22 protein-coding genes are annotated in these 18,530 nt (G+C 47.3%); 21 read left to right on the top strand and 1 reads right to left on the bottom strand.

The features are described 5' to 3' along the window. Position 1 precedes the first annotated feature (1 nt). The 4 genes from hflC to ACXAGX_RS10390 all read left to right on the top strand — a co-directional run bounded on the left by hflC (position 2) and on the right by ACXAGX_RS10390 (position 4,364). A complete protein-coding gene (gene hflC / locus ACXAGX_RS10405) occupies positions 2-886 on the top strand; it encodes a protease modulator HflC (RefSeq protein ID WP_474824910.1) in 885 nt (294 codons plus the stop codon). 193 nt (positions 887-1,079) lie between these two features. After that, complete coding sequence (locus ACXAGX_RS10400) at positions 1,080-2,678, top strand: AbgT family transporter (RefSeq protein WP_474838169.1); 1,599 nt, start codon at positions 1,080-1,082, stop codon at positions 2,676-2,678. Positions 2,679-2,866: 188 nt separating this feature from the next. Beyond that, positions 2,867-3,946 (top strand): ferrochelatase, encoded by a 1,080-nt coding sequence (gene hemH, locus ACXAGX_RS10395; protein ID WP_474838167.1) that lies wholly within the window; start codon positions 2,867-2,869, stop codon positions 3,944-3,946. 1 nt (position 3,947) lies between these two features. Continuing rightward, a complete protein-coding gene (locus ACXAGX_RS10390; protein WP_474824913.1) occupies positions 3,948-4,364 on the top strand; it encodes a DUF4112 domain-containing protein in 417 nt (138 codons plus the stop codon). Between the two features lie 4 nt (positions 4,365-4,368). On the opposite strand, the gene ACXAGX_RS10385 is transcribed toward ACXAGX_RS10390, so the two are convergent. Further along, positions 4,369-4,734, bottom strand: a complete 366-nt coding sequence (locus tag ACXAGX_RS10385; protein ID WP_474824914.1) for a DUF2237 family protein — start codon at positions 4,732-4,734, stop codon at positions 4,369-4,371. A gap of 92 nt (positions 4,735-4,826) precedes the next feature. On the opposite strand from ACXAGX_RS10385, the gene ubiG reads away from it, so the two are divergent. The 17 genes from ubiG (at position 4,827) to rpmJ (ending at position 18,423) form a co-directional block, all read left to right on the top strand. Further along, positions 4,827-5,600, top strand: a complete 774-nt coding sequence (gene ubiG, locus ACXAGX_RS10380; RefSeq protein ID WP_474824915.1) for a bifunctional 2-polyprenyl-6-hydroxyphenol methylase/3-demethylubiquinol 3-O-methyltransferase UbiG — start codon at positions 4,827-4,829, stop codon at positions 5,598-5,600. Positions 5,601-5,777: 177 nt separating this feature from the next. Further along, positions 5,778-8,180 (top strand): ribonuclease R, encoded by a 2,403-nt coding sequence (gene rnr, locus ACXAGX_RS10375; protein ID WP_474838165.1) that lies wholly within the window; start codon positions 5,778-5,780, stop codon positions 8,178-8,180. Next, positions 8,181-8,921 carry a 23S rRNA (guanosine(2251)-2'-O)-methyltransferase RlmB gene (gene rlmB, locus ACXAGX_RS10370; RefSeq protein WP_474838163.1) on the top strand — a complete coding sequence of 247 codons (741 nt, stop codon included), beginning with the start codon at positions 8,181-8,183 and terminating at the stop codon, positions 8,919-8,921. Between the two features lie 219 nt (positions 8,922-9,140). After that, the gene (locus ACXAGX_RS10365; RefSeq protein WP_474838161.1) at positions 9,141-10,520 is read left to right on the top strand and encodes a DUF4397 domain-containing protein; all 1,380 of its coding nucleotides are present in this window, start codon (positions 9,141-9,143) and stop codon (positions 10,518-10,520) included. A 128-nt stretch (positions 10,521-10,648) separates the two neighbouring features. Continuing rightward, a complete protein-coding gene (locus ACXAGX_RS10360) occupies positions 10,649-12,709 on the top strand; it encodes a GAF domain-containing hybrid sensor histidine kinase/response regulator (RefSeq protein ID WP_474838160.1) in 2,061 nt (686 codons plus the stop codon). Between the two features lie 219 nt (positions 12,710-12,928). Then, positions 12,929-13,297 (top strand): 50S ribosomal protein L14, encoded by a 369-nt coding sequence (rplN, locus tag ACXAGX_RS10355; protein WP_070125772.1) that lies wholly within the window; start codon positions 12,929-12,931, stop codon positions 13,295-13,297. A 12-nt stretch (positions 13,298-13,309) separates the two neighbouring features. Next, on the top strand, positions 13,310-13,624 hold the full coding sequence (gene rplX, locus ACXAGX_RS10350) for a 50S ribosomal protein L24 (RefSeq protein WP_474824921.1): 315 nt from the start codon (positions 13,310-13,312) through the stop codon (positions 13,622-13,624). 16 nt (positions 13,625-13,640) lie between these two features. Further along, on the top strand, positions 13,641-14,180 hold the full coding sequence (gene rplE, locus ACXAGX_RS10345; RefSeq protein WP_070125770.1) for a 50S ribosomal protein L5: 540 nt from the start codon (positions 13,641-13,643) through the stop codon (positions 14,178-14,180). 13 nt (positions 14,181-14,193) lie between these two features. Continuing rightward, positions 14,194-14,499, top strand: a complete 306-nt coding sequence (rpsN, locus tag ACXAGX_RS10340) for a 30S ribosomal protein S14 (RefSeq protein WP_070125769.1) — start codon at positions 14,194-14,196, stop codon at positions 14,497-14,499. A 13-nt stretch (positions 14,500-14,512) separates the two neighbouring features. Beyond that, complete coding sequence (gene rpsH, locus ACXAGX_RS10335; RefSeq protein WP_070125768.1) at positions 14,513-14,905, top strand: 30S ribosomal protein S8; 393 nt, start codon at positions 14,513-14,515, stop codon at positions 14,903-14,905. A 14-nt stretch (positions 14,906-14,919) separates the two neighbouring features. Then, complete coding sequence (rplF, locus tag ACXAGX_RS10330; protein ID WP_474838158.1) at positions 14,920-15,453, top strand: 50S ribosomal protein L6; 534 nt, start codon at positions 14,920-14,922, stop codon at positions 15,451-15,453. 12 nt (positions 15,454-15,465) lie between these two features. Beyond that, a complete protein-coding gene (gene rplR / locus ACXAGX_RS10325; protein ID WP_070126110.1) occupies positions 15,466-15,819 on the top strand; it encodes a 50S ribosomal protein L18 in 354 nt (117 codons plus the stop codon). A gap of 12 nt (positions 15,820-15,831) precedes the next feature. Continuing rightward, complete coding sequence (gene rpsE, locus ACXAGX_RS10320; RefSeq protein ID WP_474824924.1) at positions 15,832-16,332, top strand: 30S ribosomal protein S5; 501 nt, start codon at positions 15,832-15,834, stop codon at positions 16,330-16,332. A 6-nt stretch (positions 16,333-16,338) separates the two neighbouring features. Then, positions 16,339-16,518 (top strand): 50S ribosomal protein L30, encoded by a 180-nt coding sequence (rpmD, locus tag ACXAGX_RS10315; RefSeq protein WP_014950907.1) that lies wholly within the window; start codon positions 16,339-16,341, stop codon positions 16,516-16,518. 3 nt (positions 16,519-16,521) lie between these two features. Further along, a complete protein-coding gene (gene rplO / locus ACXAGX_RS10310) occupies positions 16,522-16,956 on the top strand; it encodes a 50S ribosomal protein L15 (protein WP_474824925.1) in 435 nt (144 codons plus the stop codon). Positions 16,957-16,961: 5 nt separating this feature from the next. Then, the gene (gene secY, locus ACXAGX_RS10305; RefSeq protein ID WP_474824926.1) at positions 16,962-18,281 is read left to right on the top strand and encodes a preprotein translocase subunit SecY; all 1,320 of its coding nucleotides are present in this window, start codon (positions 16,962-16,964) and stop codon (positions 18,279-18,281) included. A 25-nt stretch (positions 18,282-18,306) separates the two neighbouring features. Continuing rightward, positions 18,307-18,423, top strand: a complete 117-nt coding sequence (gene rpmJ, locus ACXAGX_RS10300; RefSeq protein ID WP_073325329.1) for a 50S ribosomal protein L36 — start codon at positions 18,307-18,309, stop codon at positions 18,421-18,423. The last annotated feature ends 107 nt before the right edge of the window (positions 18,424-18,530 follow it).

Here is an 18,530-nt window from a genome sequence, read left to right as displayed (position 1 = left end):
CATGAAGAATCTATTGATTGCAGCCGTGGTGCTGGTGGTTATTCTGTTTTCGGGCGCCGTTTTCGTGGTTAGCGAAGGTGAACGCGCTATTGTAATCCAGTTTGGTAAGGTTCAACGTGATGATGCTACCGGCGACACCAGAGTGTTTGAGCCGGGTCTGCACTTTAAATTCCCGTTCATCGACTCTGTGCGACGTCTTGATGCGCGTATTCAGACGTTGGACGATGTGCCTGATCGTTTCGTAACATCAGAGAAGAAAGACCTGATTGTAGACTCTTACGTGAAGTGGAAAATTGCCGATTTTGCTCAGTACTATCTGTCAACGCAAGGCGGGAATAAACTTCAGGCGGAAGCGCTGTTAAAGCAAAAAGTGAATAACGGCCTGCGTTCAGAGTTTGGTGCTCGCACCATCGCACAAATCGTGTCGGGTGAGCGCTCAGCGCTGATGAATCAAGCAATGGAACAGGCTAGTCAGTCCTCAAAAGAGCTGGGTATCGAAATTGTTGACGTGCGTGTAAAGCAGATCAACCTGCCGAACGAAGTCAGCAACGCGATTTTCCAACGTATGCGAGCTGAACGCGCAGCGGTTGCCCGTGAACACCGTTCTGAAGGTCAGGAGCAAGCCGAGGTCATCCGTGCCGATATCGACGCCAAAGTAACGGTTATGCTGGCAGACGCCGAGCGTAATGCCCGTCAGGTTCGTGGTGAAGGTGACGCATTGGCAGCTCAGATTTACGCAACGTCATATTCTAAGAACCCTGAGTTCTACAGCTTCCTGCGCAGTATGGATGCATACCGCAAGAGCTTCAGCAGCAAAGACGATATCATGGTGCTGGAACCGGATGGTGAGTTCTTCAAATACCTGAATAACGCCAAAGGTAAATAACTTCCTAAGCCCGCGAAATGCGGGCTTTTTTAATTCTCCCGTATCCTCTGCTTTACGCTTTATCGGCTAATGATAAAGTATAGAAAATGAGCCACTTCATAGCCTTTTGCTGCGAACTGGCTGTTTTTTCGTTATACTCTCGCCAAAATTAAGCAGATTAATCTGCAGATTATAAAACGACAGAGGTTATATTTTGAGCTCCAGACAGTCTGATACTTCTTCTTTTGAGGAAGAAGCAAAGAGTGGATGGTTTGCGCGATTTTTAGCTACCGTAGAGTGGCTGGGGAATCTGTTGCCGCACCCGGTAACGTTGTTCGCCTTACTATCTATTTTCATCGTTATTCTTAGTGGCATTCTTGGTTATTTCGATATTGCCGTTGCTGATCCTCGCCCGGTAGGAGCTAAAGGTCGCGAAGCCGACGGCATGATTGAAGTTATCTCATTGGTCAACGCCGAAGGCTTGCAAAAAATTGTGACGCATCTGGTAACGAACTTCACCGGTTTTGCGCCATTGGGCACAGTACTTGTGGCGCTGCTCGGTGTATCTGTTGCCGAGCATTCCGGCATGCTTTCCGCGCTGATGCGATCGATTGTAATGGGCGCGCCACGTTTATTGGTTACGTTCGCCGTTGTGTTCGCGGGCATTCTTTCAAATACGGCTTCTGAGCTTGGCTACGTGGTACTTATTCCGCTGGCTGCAATGATCTTTCATTCGCTTGGACGGCACCCCTTTGCAGGCCTTGCCGCAGCGTTTGCCGGCGTATCTGCTGGATACAGTGCTAACCTGTTATTGGGTACTATTGATCCGCTGCTTTCTGGAATAACCGAAGCCGCTGCTCACATGATTGACCCGGAGTATATAGTCGGGCCAGAGGTGAACTGGTACTTCATGTTCATCAGTACCTTCATTATTGCCATCATGGGCACATACGTGACAGATCGTATTGTTGAGCCCCGACTTGGCAAATACAACGAAGAGCATGCGTCCGATGATCTTGAATCGGCGTCGATGTCAGCGGTAACAGATACCGAGCGCCGTGGTTTAAAAATGGCGGGCCTGTCGTTTGTTGTGCTGTGTGCAATTTTAGCGCTCACCATCGTGCCAGAAGGTGGTCCTTTACGTAATCCGGAAACCGGCGGCGTAACAGGCTCTCCATTCCTCAAAGGCATCGTGGCATTTATTTTTATTACCTTTGCGGTTCCCGGTTTTGTGTATGGCCGTGTGGTTGGTACCATGCGAAACGACAAAGATGTGATTAATGCCATGTCGAAAAGCATGGGGGCTATGGGTCTGTATATCACGCTGGTTTTCTTTGCTGCTCAGTTTGTGGCCTTCTTTAAGTGGACAAATCTCGGCACCTTTATGGCTGTAAAGGGCGCAGCGTTCCTGCAGGCTGCGGGACTGGACGGTCCGTCGGTGTTTATTCTGTTCATTCTGATGTGTGGTATGGTTAACTTGTCGCTGGGTAGTGCATCGGCGCAATGGGCCGTAACGGCACCAATATTTATTCCTATGCTGATGTTGCTGGGCTATGCGCCGGAAGTTATTCAGGCGGCTTATCGAATTGGCGATTCAGTGACTAACGTTATCTCACCGATGATGAGTTACTTTGGCCTTATTCTGGCTATGGCCGCCAAATACCGAAAGGATATTGGCATGGGGACACTCATTGCCATGATGCTGCCGTACTCCATGGTATTCATTGTCGGTTGGACAATACTGTTCTACATCTGGGTATTCTTACTCGGTATGCCGGTAGGGCCCGGCGCGGCAACTTACTACCAGCCGTAATCCAAGCGCTAAAATTGATTATACAAGAACGACCGGTAAGTCTGACTTACCGGTTTTTTTATTTCAAAGGCGTCCAGTGAGATTAAATAATCGTAACAATCGAGCAAAATGATGGATCAAAAGCACTGGTTAATCAGTATACTTACCAGTGATTTAAAATCGTTGGTCATGATTTCAGGTAAAGCAGCATGAAATACAAAAATTCCACTCATTTCACACACGGTCAGCCAGATAAGCTGGGTGTGTTAATTACTAATTTGGGCACGCCTGAAGCGCCAACCAAACAGGCGCTGAAGCCTTACCTGAAGGAATTTTTGTCAGACCCACGGGTTGTGGAAGTGCCAAGGCTTTTGTGGTGGTGCATTCTCAATGGCGTAATTTTGAATATTCGCCCAAAACGCTCCGCTCATGCTTACTCCACGGTATGGACCGAAGATGGCTCGCCGCTCATGGCGATTACAAAGGCGCAGCATGCCGCATTGGCAGATAAATGCAGGCAGCAATACGGCGACGATGTGGTGATAGATTTTGCCATGCGTTACGGCGAACCATCTATTGCCAATGCCATTCAGCGACTGTTGGATCAAGGCGTTCGCAAGTTGGTGGTGCTGCCGTTGTACCCCCAGTATTGCGCGTCCACCACGGCGTCGACGTTCGATGCCGTTGCTGCCGATTTCACCAAGCGTCGATGGATGCCGGAGCTGCGCTTCATTACAAACTACAACGATAACCCGGCTTATATCGAAGCCTTAGCTAACAGTGTTAGAAAGCACTGGGAAGAAAATGGCAAAGCGGATTTACTGCTGATGTCCTACCACGGGATCCCTAAACGATACCTCATCAACGGCGACCCCTATCATTGCGAGTGTTACAAAACGTCAAGGCTGTTGGCCGAAGCGCTGGAACTAAAATCTGATCAATACATGACAACTTTTCAATCCCGTTTTGGTCGGGAAGAGTGGTTGCAACCGTATACAGATGAAACGATGAAATCTCTACCGGGTAAAGGTATTCGCTCGGTACAGGTTCTGTGTCCGGGGTTCTCTGCAGATTGCCTTGAAACAATTGAGGAAATCGGCGTTGAAAACAAGACGTATTTCATGGAAGCCGGAGGGAAACGATTTGAATATATCCCTGCGCTGAATGACGACCCGGCACACGTTGATATGTTGTTTGCACTCATCAATGACAATCTACACGGTTGGCGCATTGATAAAGAAACGCGCAAACGGCAAGCACTGGCTAAAGCACTAGGCGCAAGCGACTAATATGACATCACAGACCAAAGCACCGAAAGAACTCCTTAAAGCACAGAAATGGGCGAACATGCTGGATACAGCGATTAAGCTGCCAGTGATTAATTTTCGGGTGGGTCTGGATTCTATTGTTGGTCTGATTCCCGGTGTGGGTGATGCGCTGATGTTATTTGCTGGCTTCCGGATTATCAGAATGGGCCAAAAACTTGGCATGCCCAGCGACCAGATCAAAGTAATGGTACGCAATAGCGTAATTGATTTTGGTCTCGGCTTCATTCCATTTATCGGTGATGTCGCCGACTTCTTCTACAAATCAAACAGAAAGAATGTTCAGATCATGGAGCGTTGGTGGATTGAAAATAACAAGGCCGCTGTCGATGCGTCTGCGCGTGAACAGTTCCGTGATTGGGAAGAGAAATTCGATAGCTAGCCCGCTAAAGCGCTTTGCTGGAATAAATTTCCAGCGTTTCCAGTGGAATAATATCCAGCGCCTTATGATGCGTTGCTTCAAGATTCACTCTGGGTGCGACGCCTGCATGGTAGGCTTCCAGCCAACGTGCCGCACAAAGACACCATCGGTCCCCCGGAGTTAATCCGGGAAACATCATATCTGGCCGGGGCGTAATCAAATCATTGCCGCGCTCTGCCGAATAAGCGAGGAAAGGCTCGTCGACGATAGCACAAACACTGTGATTACCAATGTCAGCATCAGGTACATAACAAAACCCTTCACGGGTGAAGCCTGTATTGCCACAACAAAGCTGCAGTGGACGCCCATATACATTTTTTTCATTTGCCATAATGAGTGCGCCTGAATAAATTCAATAACGTATATACGGTACAGGAAATCAACGCATTGTCACACCGCTAACGCAGTGTCTGGAGAAACAGTATGTTAGATAAAAGTCAGCTCAGTGCCCCAATCGGCGGCGAAAACGTAGACGCGCAGGAAATTGCCCGCTTCGACGCGCTGGCTGATGCATGGTGGGACCCAGCCGGAAAATACAAAACAGCACTGTCATTTAATGCCGCCCGGGTAGAATTTATTGTTGGCGCCATTCAAAAGCATTTTAAACCGAGCGGCATTGCAGACAGTCTATTGGCTGATTTATCAATTCTTGATGTCGGCAGTGGGGGAGGCCTTATCTGCGAGCCTCTGGCCAAACGAGGCGCATCGGTAACGGGCATTGATGCCAGCGCAACCAGCGTGGAAGTAGCGAAAAGGCACGCGCTCAAAGAGAACTTAGCTGTAGAGTATCATCATTGCCTTTCTGGCGAATGGGCTGCAAAGGGTCATCGTTATGATGTGGTAATAAACGCTGAAGTGGTGGAGCATGTGCCGGATCAGGCAATGCTGATAAAGGAATGTGCCGATATGGTGAAGCCGGGAGGATTACTCATTCTGGCTACCCTTAATCGAACACTTCTCAGTTATGTCATCGCAATCGTCGGCGCAGAATACGTGATGCGTTATCTGCCGGTTGGTACGCACAGTTGGACTAAGTTCGTCAAACCCGATGAACTTGATTGCTGGGTGGGAGCCGAGCTGTCCCGGAAATATCAAAGTGGCTTTAAACTGAATCCGCTTAGCGGAAATTGGCGCACCTCGCCGTCTATGCAAGTGAACTACTTGTGTGGCTATACGAAAAGTGAACGTGCAGACTGAGTATGAATAGCCTGCCTGCACGGATATAAAAACCTACCATTCTCCTGTCACAAACCGCCGATAAACTCGGTGTGTGACGAATGCCTTTCAGCAATAGTTGGATAACTGTTGAACAGTACCATCCTTTCACTAAATTACTGTTATACTGGCAACAAAATAAATTAAGTAAGAGAGTACATGAGCGACGATCCCCATTTCCAGCGAGAGAAAGAGAAATACGAAAAACCGGTAGCAAGCCGGGAATATCTGATGTCAGTGATGAAAGAACAGGGCAAACCTTTGTCTTTCCTCGACATTTGCTCGCTGGTAGATGCAATGGATGAAGACAGCCGAATTGGAATTCAGCGCCGTCTGCGTGCTATGGAACGTCAGGGGCAAGTTCAGTTCACTAAGCAGAAAAAATATGCACTGCAAAATCGGGATGAACTGATTAAAGGCCGCATTATTGGCCATCGCGACGGATATGGTTTCCTGCGCCCTGAAGATAACAGCGGCGATTTGTTTATCAGCGCCGGACAAATGAACTTGTTTATGCACGACGACGTGGTCGAAGCCAGAGAAAGTGGCACCGATCGTCGTGGCCGCAAAGAAGCGTATATCACTCAGGTTATTGAGCCGAGAAGCGAACCTATAGTTGGGCGTTACTTTGTCGAAAACGGTGTTGCCGTGGTCATGCCCGATGACAGTCGCCTGCAACACGAAATCATGATTCCCCCAGAAGCCACGAAAGGCGCTCGTATGGGGCAGGTTGTGGTGGTGGAAATTACCCAGCGCCCACGACGTCGGGTGAGTCCGGTAGGTAAGATTGTTGAAGTACTCGGTGAACACATGGCGCCGGGTATGGAAATTGAAATGGCGCTGCGTACCTTCGATATTCCTCACGTGTGGCCAACTGCGGTAGAGCGCTATGTGAAACGGTTTACCGAAGAAGTGCCAGAGGCAACCAAAGAAGGGCGGATTGATTTACGTCAGTTGCCGTTAGTCACTATCGACGGTGAAGATGCCCGGGACTTTGATGATGCGGTTTTCTGCGAGCCTCTGGATGAGGGGGGTTGGCAGCTTTGGGTTGCTATTGCCGATGTCAGTAGCTATGTGAAATTGGGGACTGCATTGGATAAAGAAGCGCAGAACCGGGGGAACTCGGTGTACTTCCCTGATCAGGTTATTCCCATGCTACCGGAAGTGCTGTCAAACGGCCTATGTTCGCTTAATCCAGAAATAGACCGCTTATGTATGGTCTGCGAGATGACTATCACAGAGCAGGGTAAACTCGACAGCTATCAGTTCTATGAAGCGGTAATGAACTCCCATGCCCGCCTGACTTATAACAAAGTTTGGCAAATCCTTGAGGGCGATAAAGAGTTGAACCAGCGTTATGCCGAACAAGTACCACACCTTCGAAATTTGCATGACTTGTACCGTGCATTGAAGCGTTCACGTGCTCATCGTGGTGCTATTGAATTTGAGACGCAGGAAAGTAAGTTCGTTTTTAACGCCCAGCGCAAAATCGAGAATGTAGTGCCTGTAGTACGCAACGACGCACACATGATGATTGAAGAATGCATGATCATGGCAAACGTCAGTGCCGCAAAATTCCTTGAGAAGCATCAGATGCCAGCGCTATATCGGGTTCATGATAAGCCGGATGCCGACAGGCTAACGACGTTTACGTCTTACCTCAAAGAAATTGGTATTCCTCATCGTATCACCGAAGATGCACGACCTGCCGATTTTACCGACGTGGTGACAAAGACCAAAGCGCGTCCAGATCAAGAGCTAATTCAAACCATGCTGCTTCGCTCGATGAAGCAAGCGGTGTACGACTGCGACAATGTCGGGCATTTTGGTTTGGCGTTAGAGGCTTATGCACATTTTACGTCGCCAATCCGTCGCTACCCCGACTTGGTTGTGCATCGCGCGATTAAAGCTATCCTCAAAAAGCAGAAGCAAAAAGTCACCGGCCCGAAAGCCTACTCCGTTGAAGAAGTTGAACAATTGGGCGAGCAGTGCTCAATGACGGAGCGTCGCGCAGATGACGCCACGCGAGATGTCGCAGACTGGCTAAAATGCGAATTCATGCAGGATCATGTGGGCTCAAGCTTTGAGGGCGTAGTGGCATCGGTCACAAATTTTGGCATGTTCGTACGTATCAGTGAGTACCATATCGATGGTTTAGTTCATATCACCTCTCTGGATGACGACTATTATCGCTACGATGATGTGAAGCAAACGCTGGTAGGCGACTCCGGTGCACGTCAGTTCCGTCTCGGCGATACGCTGATGGTAAAAGTTGCGGCAGTCAATCTGGACGAAAGAAAGATTGATTTAATTCTTGATGCGTCTATGCTGCGTGGCCGCGGTGGCCGTAAAGTACAGGTCAGAAAGGCAGAACCTAAATCTTCAGAAGGCCGTCGTGAAGGCAGCAAACGCGACGGTAAGGCCGAAAGTGCAGGTAAGCCAAGTAAAAGCCGGAAGCCGCGTAATAGTAGCAAGAATGGACGTCAGTCAGAGCGCAGTAAACCTGCCGGACGGGCGCCGAAAAAAACACGTAGCAAATCGAGTAAAGGTAAAAAGAAATAAATGGCGCAGCAAGAATGGTTGTACGGCCTGCATGCAATGCAGTCGGTATTAGAACATGAACCAGAGCGAGTTCTGGAAGTACTGGTGCTGAAAGGTCGTGACGACGAACGATTGAAAAACATCATTAATCAGGCGCGCCGCTTTGGTATTAGCGTGCAGTTTTGTCAGCGTAAAGTGTTAGACGATAAAGTCAGTGGCGAGCAACACCAAGGCGTCGTCGCTCGGGCAAAGCCGGCCAGAGTGCTTGATGAAGCCGATTTAGATGCTGTTTTAAACAAACAGAGCGAACCTTTTCTTTTGGTACTTGATGGTGTCACCGACCCACACAATATTGGTGCATGCTTGCGTACTGCCGATGCCGCGGGTGTTCACGCGGTTATCGTACCTAAAGATAAGTCTGCCGGACTTACCGCCACTGCCCGCAAAGTGGCATGTGGAGCGGCCGAATCTGTTCCATTGATTCAGGTTACCAATCTCTCCCGTACTCTCAAGCATCTGCAGGATAAAGGGGTTTGGGTTATCGGAACCGCGGGTGAGGCCGAACAGCTCATCTATCAGGTTGACCTGAAAGGGCCAACGGCACTGGTCATGGGCGCAGAAGGTAAAGGCATGCGTCGCCTTACTCGAGAACATTGCGACCAGTTGGTGAAACTTCCTATGGCAGGTGCGGTTTCATCTTTGAATGTGTCGGTCGCCACAGGTGTTTGTCTGTATGAGATTGTCAGGCAGCGTCAGGGCTAAGTCATCTTAATAACGCTATATAGAAGCCGGTTTAACGCCGGCTTCTCTTTATCTAGAGGGTAATTCGATTATCCAACCCCAGTATTCTGTAAATAGTGCAAAGATCACGTAAATCACTGAACAGTGCCGATTTTTATCGGACTTAGGGAAGTATGATATGCACGTTCCGAAAACCATTTGAACGTGAACAACTACCTTCTGCTAAGGATTTACTAATTTATGCTATTTCGACTTATCAAGCCGTCTATCAAGTTGTTGACGGTATTTGCATTGCTTGCTGGTCTTTCCGCCTGTGGAGGCTCAAGCGATGACAGTTCAGATTATACCTATGCGTATATTCAGTTTTACAATGCCTCTCCCAACGGTGCAACAGTAACAATGCGTGAAGTCGATGGCGACTCATTTGGCTATGCGCCATTCGGTGATTCGACAACTCTGGTATCGACTGATGCAGGTGAATACGACCTGGAATTTATTCGCACAGATTCGGATGATCAGGAAGTTCTCCTGCACGAAATGACAGTTACGCTACGAAAAGGATATAAAACCTTAATCGTCCTTAGCGGTGACTTTGAACAAGGTGAATACATTGAATACCAGTTCGAAAGAACGTCAATGGAAGACCATTTTCGTTTATTCGTGAACAATGAATTGGTAGGGCAGGACGAGTACGACTTCTATCTTGCGGAAGATGGTGACCCGTTTGAAGCTGCTAATTTGTTAGGTACCGTAAGTTATCAGGAACTGACTGAAATGACTTACTGGGACGGCGATGACGATAGTGATGATTTCGACTCTGGTGATTATACTATCTATCTTACAGCACCAGGTGAGACAGAAGTCCTGTTCGAATCTCAAACTATTTCATTCAGCTACGATACCGAATACGTGTTGGTACTTCGTGACGTGAGTGGCGCGATCCGCACAGGTTTGTCAGTCGATATGGTGCTAAATTCATCTTACGTCACCAATATTGCAGACGTAGATGCCGACTCGCAATATCGTATTTATAACAGCACGGACTACGATGCTCCTCTTACTGTTACGTTTGGTGGGAATGACGGCGAAGAAGACACGGAATTTACTTTGTCTGCCGGTGAAATTTCTGAGTTCACAGAAATTAATTATGGTGATTATCGCGTTACCGTTACCACCAGTGACGGCGAAGCGACTGCGCTGACAAACAAGCTTATCACTCTTAATCAAGGCGAAAGTAAGGCGATAATGATTTATGAGGCCAATGAAAAACTTGAAGCCGCTACGTTTGTAGAAAGTGGTTTGCCGCAATCCTATGACAAGACGGTAAATATTATTAATCTTGTAAGTGATTTCGATAACGTTGATTTTTATCTGGTTCGTAATGACGAAACCATTGATACGGCTGACTACTATTTGATGAACCTGGAGCTTGGTGAAAGCAACAGTATCGTTCTGCCATCAGATTATTATGAAATCATTGCTGTGTATGAAGATGATAACGATGAGCAGGTGCTGCTTGATAGAACCGCACTGTATGGATTTACGGAAGAAGAAAACTACATTGTTACTATCGAGCCTGCGGATACTGCAACAGGCTATGAAATAAATGTGTTGTTTTAATTAATACGACATAGCGACGGCGTTCTTACGCTGCAACGCACAAAAGCGGCAGGTGATACGGAAGTAGCACCTGCCGATTTTTTGTGTGCTATCTTAAGCCATCAATACAACTTCACACTTCTCCAGCGATGCAAATAATTAAAGCGTTACACGGTATATCAGCTGATGTAACGATTTCGACAGAAGAAAAATTACAACGCTTACTGAAACTAGGTCTTGATGCGCTTAGTTTGGACATCGGACTCGTTAGTCATATCGATGGCGATGTGTATACGGTAATTTCAGCAGTTTCTCCCGGAGACGCTATCGAGAAAGGGGCAACCTTTGCTCTCGGTGACACTTACTGTCGTGACACACTCGCTGCAGATAAAATTGTTAGTTACAGCGATGCTGCTGAAGAAGTTGGGGTCGCTCATCCCGGCTACCGCAATTTTGCCTTGCAGAGTTATATCGGCATGCCGTTTATGGTGAACGGTGAGCGATACGGTACCGTGAACTTTTCGAGTCTGGATAAACGTGGCCAGCCTTTCACCACCGAGGAGCAGGATTATATTATGCTCCTCGCCGAGTGGGTTGGCACTGAGCTTACCCGACAGCAGCAAATGCACGCCATTTTCGAACAGCAGAAGGCGCTTGAACATCAGCACCGGCTGCACCTTCAGATGTCGAAGCTTGCAAAGGTGGGTACGTGGGAAATGAATCAGACAACAGAAGAGGTAAGCTTGTCGGATTCATTAAGAAAACTATTTGAAATCCCAGAAGACGCAACACTGAATTTCGACGTAGTCCGGTCGACTATTTATCAAAAGAAAGATCTGGAAACGTTTCGGGTATTGATGGCGCATTCGAAAGAGACTGGAGAAGCATGGTCTTTTGAGTTTGAGGCCATAACACTGAAAGGAAGACGATTCTGGGCACAATCCCAGGGTGTTGCAGACACATCCGACCCAGAAAATATTCGTTATTACGGCGCAACCCAGGATGTCACCGAACATATGCTTGTAAAAAAGCAACTTGAAGAGCGCCGCCATGTTGCTGAAAACGCTTTAGCTTCTCGCAGTCAGTTTTTAGCTAACATGAGCCATGAAATTCGTACACCCATCAACGGTATTGTGGGTATGTTGGACGCACTAACAACCACACCGTTAAATGATAAGCAGCAAGAGTTCTGTCGTTTAGCCACACAAAGCGCTGCAGGCTTACTTCAGATAGTCAATGATGTGCTCGACTTTTCAAAGATAGATGCAGGTGAACTGGAACTGGAACAAATACCGATAGATATCGGCCGTATTGCTGAGGAGCAGGTTCGTCTATTTCAATTAGCGGCCCACAAAAAAGGCTTAATGCTAAAACTCGACCTGCAAAAAACAGAACACTTTGGCGTTAAAGGCGATCCCACCCGAATAAGGCAAATATTCACTAACTTAATCAGCAACGCGATAAAGTTTACAGAGCAAGGGAACATCCTGGTAAAACTACGTTCAAAGTTGCAAAACAACGGGCGCAAGCTAATACAAATCATGGTGCAAGATGATGGTATTGGAATAAAACCTGAACATCAGGCTTCGATATTTTCACCTTTCCGCCAAAGTGACAGTGAAACGACACGTCGTTATGGCGGCACCGGTCTTGGTTTATCTATTGTGGCGCAAATCGCTGAACATATGAACGGCGGGATCAGAGTTAACAGTGAATTCGGCAAAGGCTCAACATTCATTGTCGCGCTTTCTCTTGATATTGCCGAAAGCAGCGAAGCTGAAAACCCCAACCAAGAAGCGGCATCTGTCATCACCGATGAGATGGCAGGCAAGCATGTGCTGGTGGTTGAAGACAATGAGATAAATCAACTTGTCGTAGCTGAACAACTGAAGCAGTTTGGCATTACGTGTGACATTGCCAGCCATGGGGCTGAAGCACTGGAAAGCGTGGTTAGGAAAATAGCCGCAGACGACATGTACGCACTCATTTTAATGGATTGCCAAATGCCCGTAATGGATGGCTATGAAGCTGCGACGCAAATCAGGCAGCTTGGCAGGGCAGCACAATTGGTACCTATCATCGCACTTACTGCGAATGTGCTGGTGGGAGAGCGTGAAAAATGTCTGCTGGCCGGTATGAATGACTATTTATCTAAGCCCATTGATAAAGGGAATTTTTCCCGTTGTTTGCATCGCTATTTACTTGCGTAGCATAGTGATGCAGTTCTGATGAACTAAACAGAATAGCAGAGTTGAGAAGAATGTCGGATCGTTTAAATTTAATTCAAATTCACACTATCACTTACTAATCTTTTCTGTTATAGTTTCGCGCCCTTTTTATGGGGGTATGTACATAAAAGCGGCAATATCTGCTGTTTTTATCAGCGCAAACGACTCGAGAGAGTCTTAATTATCGAGCGGAGCACTAACATGATCCAAATGCAAACTAACCTGGACGTTGCAGACAACAGCGGCGCTCGCAGGGTTCAGTGTATTAAGGTTCTTGGTGGCTCGCATCGCCGTTATGCAGGTATCGGTGACATCATCAAAGTTACTGTTAAGGAAGCAATTCCTCGCGGTAAAGTTAAAAAAGGTGACGTACTGAACGCAGTGGTGGTGCGTACTAGAAAAGGCGTTCGTCGTGCAGATGGTTCTACCATCCGTTTTGACGCTAACGCGGCTGTATTGTTAAACAACAATAAGCAACCTATTGGTACGCGTATCTTTGGTCCGGTTACACGTGAGCTGAGAAGTGACAACTTCATGAAAATCATCTCACTGGCCCCAGAGGTACTATAAGGAGTCACGATAATGGCTAGAAAAATTCGTCGTGATGATGAAGTAGTCGTATTAGCGGGTAAAGATAAAGGCAAACAAGGCAAAGTCCTGAAAGTGCTGGTATCTGAAGACCGTGTAGTTGTAGAAGGTGCAAACCTTGTCAAGAAACACCAGAAGCCAAACCCACACATGGGCGTAGCTGGCGGTATTGTTGAAAAAGAAGCATCTCTGCACGTTTCTAATGTTGCGGTAGTTAACCCTGCGACGGGTAAAGCTGACCGTATTGGTTTCCGTACTGAAGACGGTAAGAAAGTTCGTTTCTTTAAGTCTAACGGTGAACTTGTTTAATTAATTGGAGAGTACGATGGCGAAACTGCATGATTTCTATAAAGAAACGGTAGTAGCTGACCTTGCAAAGCAGTTCAGTTACCAAAGCGTCATGCAAGTCCCTCGGATTGAAAAAATCACCCTGAACATGGGTCTGGGTGAAGCCGTAGCTGACAAGAAAGTTCTGGAAAATGCGACTGCCGATATGGCAGCTATCGCTGGCCAGAAGCCAATTGTTACAGTTGCGCGTAAATCTGTTGCGGGTTTTAAAATCCGTGAAGGTTATCCGATTGGCTGTAAAGTAACCCTGCGTGGCGAGCGTATGTGGGAATTCTTAGAGCGTTTGATTTCAATCGCAATTCCTCGTGTACGTGACTTCCGTGGCTTGAGCGCTAAGTCGTTCGACGGTCGTGGAAACTACAGCATGGGCGTTCGTGAACAAATCATCTTCCCTGAAATCGATTTCGATAAAGTGGATAAAGTACGCGGTATGGATATCACTATCACTACCAGTGCAAAAACTGATGATGAAGCACGTGCTCTGTTGACCGCGTTCAACTTCCCATTCAAAAAATAAGGGGTGTAGGGTTATGGCAAAAGAATCAATGAAGGCTCGTGAAGTAAAGCGTGCAAAGCTTGTTGCTAAGTATGCTGAAAAACGTGCCGCACTTAAAGCGATTATCAGCGATGTTAACGCCTCTGAAGAAGAGCGTTGGGATGCTGTTCTGAAGCTACAACAACTGCCACGTGACAGTGCTAAATCTCGTCAGCAAAACCGCTGCCGCGTAACTGGCCGTCCACACGGTTTCCTACGTAAGTTCGGTCTGAGCCGTATCAAACTGCGTGAAGCAGCGATGCGCGGTGAAGTCCCTGGCCTGAAAAAAGCCAGCTGGTAAGGAGTAGCTAAGAATGAGCATGCAAGATCCTATCGCGGATATGTTTACCCGCATCCGTAACGGCCAGATGGCACAGAAAGTTGCTGTGACTATGCCTTCTTCAAAACTGCGCGTTGCTATTGCAGGCGTACTGAAGGCTGAAGGTTACATCACTGACTTCGCTGTTTCTGGTGACGTTAAGCCTACTCTTGAAGTTACTCTGAAGTACTTCGAAGGTAAGCAAGTAATCGACACTATTGAACGTGTAAGCCGTCCTGGTCTGCGCATCTATAAGAAAAAAGATGAGCTGCCAAAAGTAATGGGTGGTTTAGGCGTTGCTATCGTGTCAACTTCTAAAGGTGTGATGACTGACCGTGCTGCGCGTAAAGCAGGCATGGGCGGTGAGATCATCGGTTATGTAGCGTAATCGGAGGAGTTGAAATGTCACGAGTAGCAAAAGCCCCAGTAAACGTAGCATCAGGCGTTGAAGTTAAAATCAACGGCCAGGAAGTTACTGTTAAGGGCACTAAAGGCACACTGACTAAAGTATTCAACGACGCTGTTGAAGTAGTACAAGATGAGAACCAACTGAAAGCTCTGCCTCGTGAAGGTTTTGCTGATGCATGGGCTCAAGCTGGTACTGTTCGCGCACTGTTGAACTCAATGGTTCAGGGCGTATCTGAAGGTTTTGAGAAAAAACTGCAACTGTTAGGTGTTGGTTATCGTGCACAAGCACAAGGTAACAAACTGAACCTGACTCTGGGTTTCTCTCACCCTGTAGCATACGAAATGCCTGAAGGCATCACAGTTGAAACGCCTACCCAAACTGAAATCCTCGTTAAAGGCGCGGATAAGCAGGTTGTAGGTCAGGTTGCGGCAAACATCCGCGCGTACCGTCCACCAGAGCCTTACAAAGGTAAAGGTGTTCGCTATGCAGACGAGAATGTTCGTCGTAAAGAAGCTAAGAAAAAGTAGGTGGGTGATACGATGGATAAGAAAACATCACGTTTACGTCGCGCAACTCGCGCACGTGCTAAGATCCGTGAATTGGCCGCGCATCGCCTGGTAATTAACCGTACACCTCGCCACATCTATGCCCAGTTAATCGCTCCTAGCGGTGCTGAGGTACTGGCGGCGGCTTCTACCGTTGAAAAAGGTCTGGCAGCAGATCTGAAAGCAACCGGTAATGCGGAAGCAGCTGCGGCAGTGGGTAAAGCTATCGCCGAGCGTGCAATCGAAAAAGGCATCAAAGTTGTTGCTTTCGATCGCAGCGGTTTTAAATACCACGGTCGCGTAAAAGCATTAGCTGATGCAGCTCGCGAAGCTGGTCTTCAGTTCTAGGAGTGAAGAATAATGGCTAAACAAGAAGTTCAAAACGGTGATATGCTGGAAAAATTGATCGCTGTAAACCGCGTTTCTAAAGTGGTTAAAGGTGGTCGTATTTTCAGTTTCACTGCACTGACTGTAGTTGGTGACGGCAATGGCCGTGTTGGTTTTGGTTACGGTAAAGCACGTGAAGTGCCTGCTGCTATCCAAAAAGCGATGGAAAAAGCACGTCGCAACATGGTTACTGTAGACCTGAACGGTCACACATTGCAGCACCCTATTAAAGGTCGTCACTCTGGCTCTAAAGTTTACATGCAGCCAGCATCTGAAGGTACCGGTATCATTGCCGGTGGTGCGATGCGTGCAGTACTTGAAGTAGCTGGTGTACAGAACGTACTTTCAAAATGCTACGGCTCTACAAACCCAATCAACGTTGTTCGTGCAACAGTTAACGCGCTGACTGAGATGAACTCTCCAGCGGGTATTGCTGCAAAACGTGGATTGTCTGTAGAAGAAATTTTGGGGTAATCAGACATGGCAACGATTAAAGTAAAGCAAACTAAAAGTGCGATTGGCCGTCTGCCAAAGCACAAAGCTACGCTTAAAGGCTTAGGTCTTCGTAAAATCAACCATGTCCGTGAACTGGAAGATACCCCAGCAGTACGTGGCATGATCAACCGTGTATATTACATGGTTGAGATCGTGGAGGAGTAAGACATGCGTTTAAACACAATTTCTCCTGCAGAAGGTTCAAAACCAACCGCTAAGCGTGTAGGTCGTGGTATTGGTTCAGGTCTGGGTAAAACCGGTGGCCGTGGTCACAAAGGCCAAACCAGCCGTTCGGGCGGTACCATCAGACAGGGCTTTGAAGGTGGTCAAATGCCTATTCAGCGCCGTCTGCCTAAGTTTGGTTTCACCTCTCGTAAGAGCTTTGTTACTGATCAAGTAACTCTGACTGAAATCGCTAAGGTTGAAGGTGATACCGTTTCTCTGGAAACTTTGAAAGCAGCTGGTCTTATTAAGAAAGACGTACTGTTCGTTAAAGTTGTAAAGAGCGGCGAAGTATCTAAAGCTGTTACAGTTAGCGGGTTGAAGGTTACAAAAGGCGCTCTTGAAGCGATTGAAGCCGCCGGCGGTAAAGTAGAGGAATAAGCTAGATGGCTAAACCAGGATTGGATTCAGGCGCGAAAAGCGGCTTGAGTGAGCTGAAGTCAAGATTGTTGTTCGTACTCGGTGCGATTGTCGTGTTCAGACTGGGCTCTTATGTGCCGCTTCCTGGCATCGACGCAGCAGTACTTGCTGAGTTGTTTGAGCAACAAAAAGGTACCATCGTAGAAATGTTTAACATGTTCTCCGGTGGTGCGCTTGAGCGTGCATCCGTTCTGGCTTTGGGCATTATGCCTTACATTACTGCATCGATTATCATGCAGTTGCTCACGGTGGTTCACCCACCGATGATGGAGCTTAAAAAGGAAGGCGAAGCTGGTCGTAAGAAAATTAGTCAGTACACGCGTTATTTAACGCTGGTACTGGCTACATTCCAATCTATTGGTATTGCGACTAACCTGCCTAACCTGATTAATGGTTTGGTTATAAACCCTGGCTTCGGATTCTACTTTACAGCGGTAGTTAGCTTAGTCACAGGAACGATGTTCCTGATGTGGTTAGGTGAGCAAATTACCGAAAGAGGTATTGGTAACGGTATCTCTATATTGATTTTTGCTGGTATTGTTGCCGGTCTGCCAACAGCGATTGGTCAGACAGCGGAACAAGCAAGACAGGGCGACATTAACTTGTTGTTCCTGATGCTGATTGGCGTAATCGTCATCGGTCTGATTTACCTGGTAGTGTTTGTTGAACGAGCGCAGCGTCGTATCGTTGTAAACTATGCGAAGCGTCAGCAGGGCCGTAAGGTGTTTGCAGCGCAGAGCACGCACTTACCATTAAAGGTAAACATGGCGGGTGTTATTCCACCAATCTTCGCATCCAGTATCATTCTGTTTCCATCTACCATTGCTGGTTGGTTTGGTCAGAATGAATCTACAGCTTGGTTGCAGGACATCGCATTAATGCTTTCTCCTGGTCAGCCGCTGTACGTGATGTTGTACGCAACTGCGATTATCTTCTTCTGCTTCTTCTATACTGCGTTGGTTTTCAACCCACGTGAAACTGCAGATAACCTGAAGAAATCTGGTGCGTTTATTCCTGGTATCCGTCCAGGTGAGCAAACATCGCGTTATATCGATAAGGTAATGACTCGTCTGACTTTGGCTGGCGCACTTTACATAACCTTTATTTGTTTAGTGCCTGAATTCATGTTGATCGCGTGGAATGTGCCGTTCTACTTCGGTGGTACGTCGCTTCTGATTATCGTGGTTGTCATCATGGACTTTATGGCACAGGTGCAGACACATCTGATGTCTAGTCAGTATGAGTCTGTTCTGAAGAAAGCTAATCTGAAAGGCTACGGTCGATAAGATTAGTGCACTACGGAGTGATGTAATGAAAGTTCGTGCATCAGTAAAGAAGATTTGCCGTAACTGCAAAATCATCAAGCGCAACGGTGTTGTGCGAGTAATTTGCAGCTCTGACCCTAAGCATAAGCAGCGTCAAGGCTAATCGAAAAAGCGGTTAAAATTCGAAATGTAAGCTGAACCTCATACTGGGTTCAGCTTGCTCTATTTCGTTTATATAAACCTTATGTTGCAATTTTGTCGTCGGGTAAG

Source organism: Alteromonas sp. ABV4_515 (genome assembly GCF_056160345.1).
This window is presented reverse-complemented; position numbering and strand designations above follow the sequence as displayed.

What these genes read in the sequence shown, in the direction of transcription:
- hflC (WP_474824910.1), top strand. Translation starts at nt 2, where the DNA reads ATGAAGAATCTATTGATTGCAGCCGTGGTGCTGGTGGTTATTCTGTTT.
- hemH (WP_474838167.1), top strand. Translation starts at nt 2,867, where the DNA reads ATGAAATACAAAAATTCCACTCATTTCACACACGGTCAGCCAGATAAG.
- ACXAGX_RS10390 (WP_474824913.1), top strand. Translation starts at nt 3,948, where the DNA reads ATGACATCACAGACCAAAGCACCGAAAGAACTCCTTAAAGCACAGAAA.
- ACXAGX_RS10385 (WP_474824914.1), bottom strand. Translation starts at nt 4,734, where the DNA reads ATGGCAAATGAAAAAAATGTATATGGGCGTCCACTGCAGCTTTGTTGT.
- ubiG (WP_474824915.1), top strand. Translation starts at nt 4,827, where the DNA reads ATGTTAGATAAAAGTCAGCTCAGTGCCCCAATCGGCGGCGAAAACGTA.
- rnr (WP_474838165.1), top strand. Translation starts at nt 5,778, where the DNA reads ATGAGCGACGATCCCCATTTCCAGCGAGAGAAAGAGAAATACGAAAAA.
- rlmB (WP_474838163.1), top strand. Translation starts at nt 8,181, where the DNA reads ATGGCGCAGCAAGAATGGTTGTACGGCCTGCATGCAATGCAGTCGGTA.
- ACXAGX_RS10365 (WP_474838161.1), top strand. Translation starts at nt 9,141, where the DNA reads ATGCTATTTCGACTTATCAAGCCGTCTATCAAGTTGTTGACGGTATTT.
- ACXAGX_RS10360 (WP_474838160.1), top strand. Translation starts at nt 10,649, where the DNA reads ATGCAAATAATTAAAGCGTTACACGGTATATCAGCTGATGTAACGATT.
- rplN (WP_070125772.1), top strand. Translation starts at nt 12,929, where the DNA reads ATGATCCAAATGCAAACTAACCTGGACGTTGCAGACAACAGCGGCGCT.
- rplX (WP_474824921.1), top strand. Translation starts at nt 13,310, where the DNA reads ATGGCTAGAAAAATTCGTCGTGATGATGAAGTAGTCGTATTAGCGGGT.
- rplE (WP_070125770.1), top strand. Translation starts at nt 13,641, where the DNA reads ATGGCGAAACTGCATGATTTCTATAAAGAAACGGTAGTAGCTGACCTT.
- rpsN (WP_070125769.1), top strand. Translation starts at nt 14,194, where the DNA reads ATGGCAAAAGAATCAATGAAGGCTCGTGAAGTAAAGCGTGCAAAGCTT.
- rpsH (WP_070125768.1), top strand. Translation starts at nt 14,513, where the DNA reads ATGAGCATGCAAGATCCTATCGCGGATATGTTTACCCGCATCCGTAAC.
- rplF (WP_474838158.1), top strand. Translation starts at nt 14,920, where the DNA reads ATGTCACGAGTAGCAAAAGCCCCAGTAAACGTAGCATCAGGCGTTGAA.
- rplR (WP_070126110.1), top strand. Translation starts at nt 15,466, where the DNA reads ATGGATAAGAAAACATCACGTTTACGTCGCGCAACTCGCGCACGTGCT.
- rpsE (WP_474824924.1), top strand. Translation starts at nt 15,832, where the DNA reads ATGGCTAAACAAGAAGTTCAAAACGGTGATATGCTGGAAAAATTGATC.
- rpmD (WP_014950907.1), top strand. Translation starts at nt 16,339, where the DNA reads ATGGCAACGATTAAAGTAAAGCAAACTAAAAGTGCGATTGGCCGTCTG.
- rplO (WP_474824925.1), top strand. Translation starts at nt 16,522, where the DNA reads ATGCGTTTAAACACAATTTCTCCTGCAGAAGGTTCAAAACCAACCGCT.
- secY (WP_474824926.1), top strand. Translation starts at nt 16,962, where the DNA reads ATGGCTAAACCAGGATTGGATTCAGGCGCGAAAAGCGGCTTGAGTGAG.
- rpmJ (WP_073325329.1), top strand. Translation starts at nt 18,307, where the DNA reads ATGAAAGTTCGTGCATCAGTAAAGAAGATTTGCCGTAACTGCAAAATC.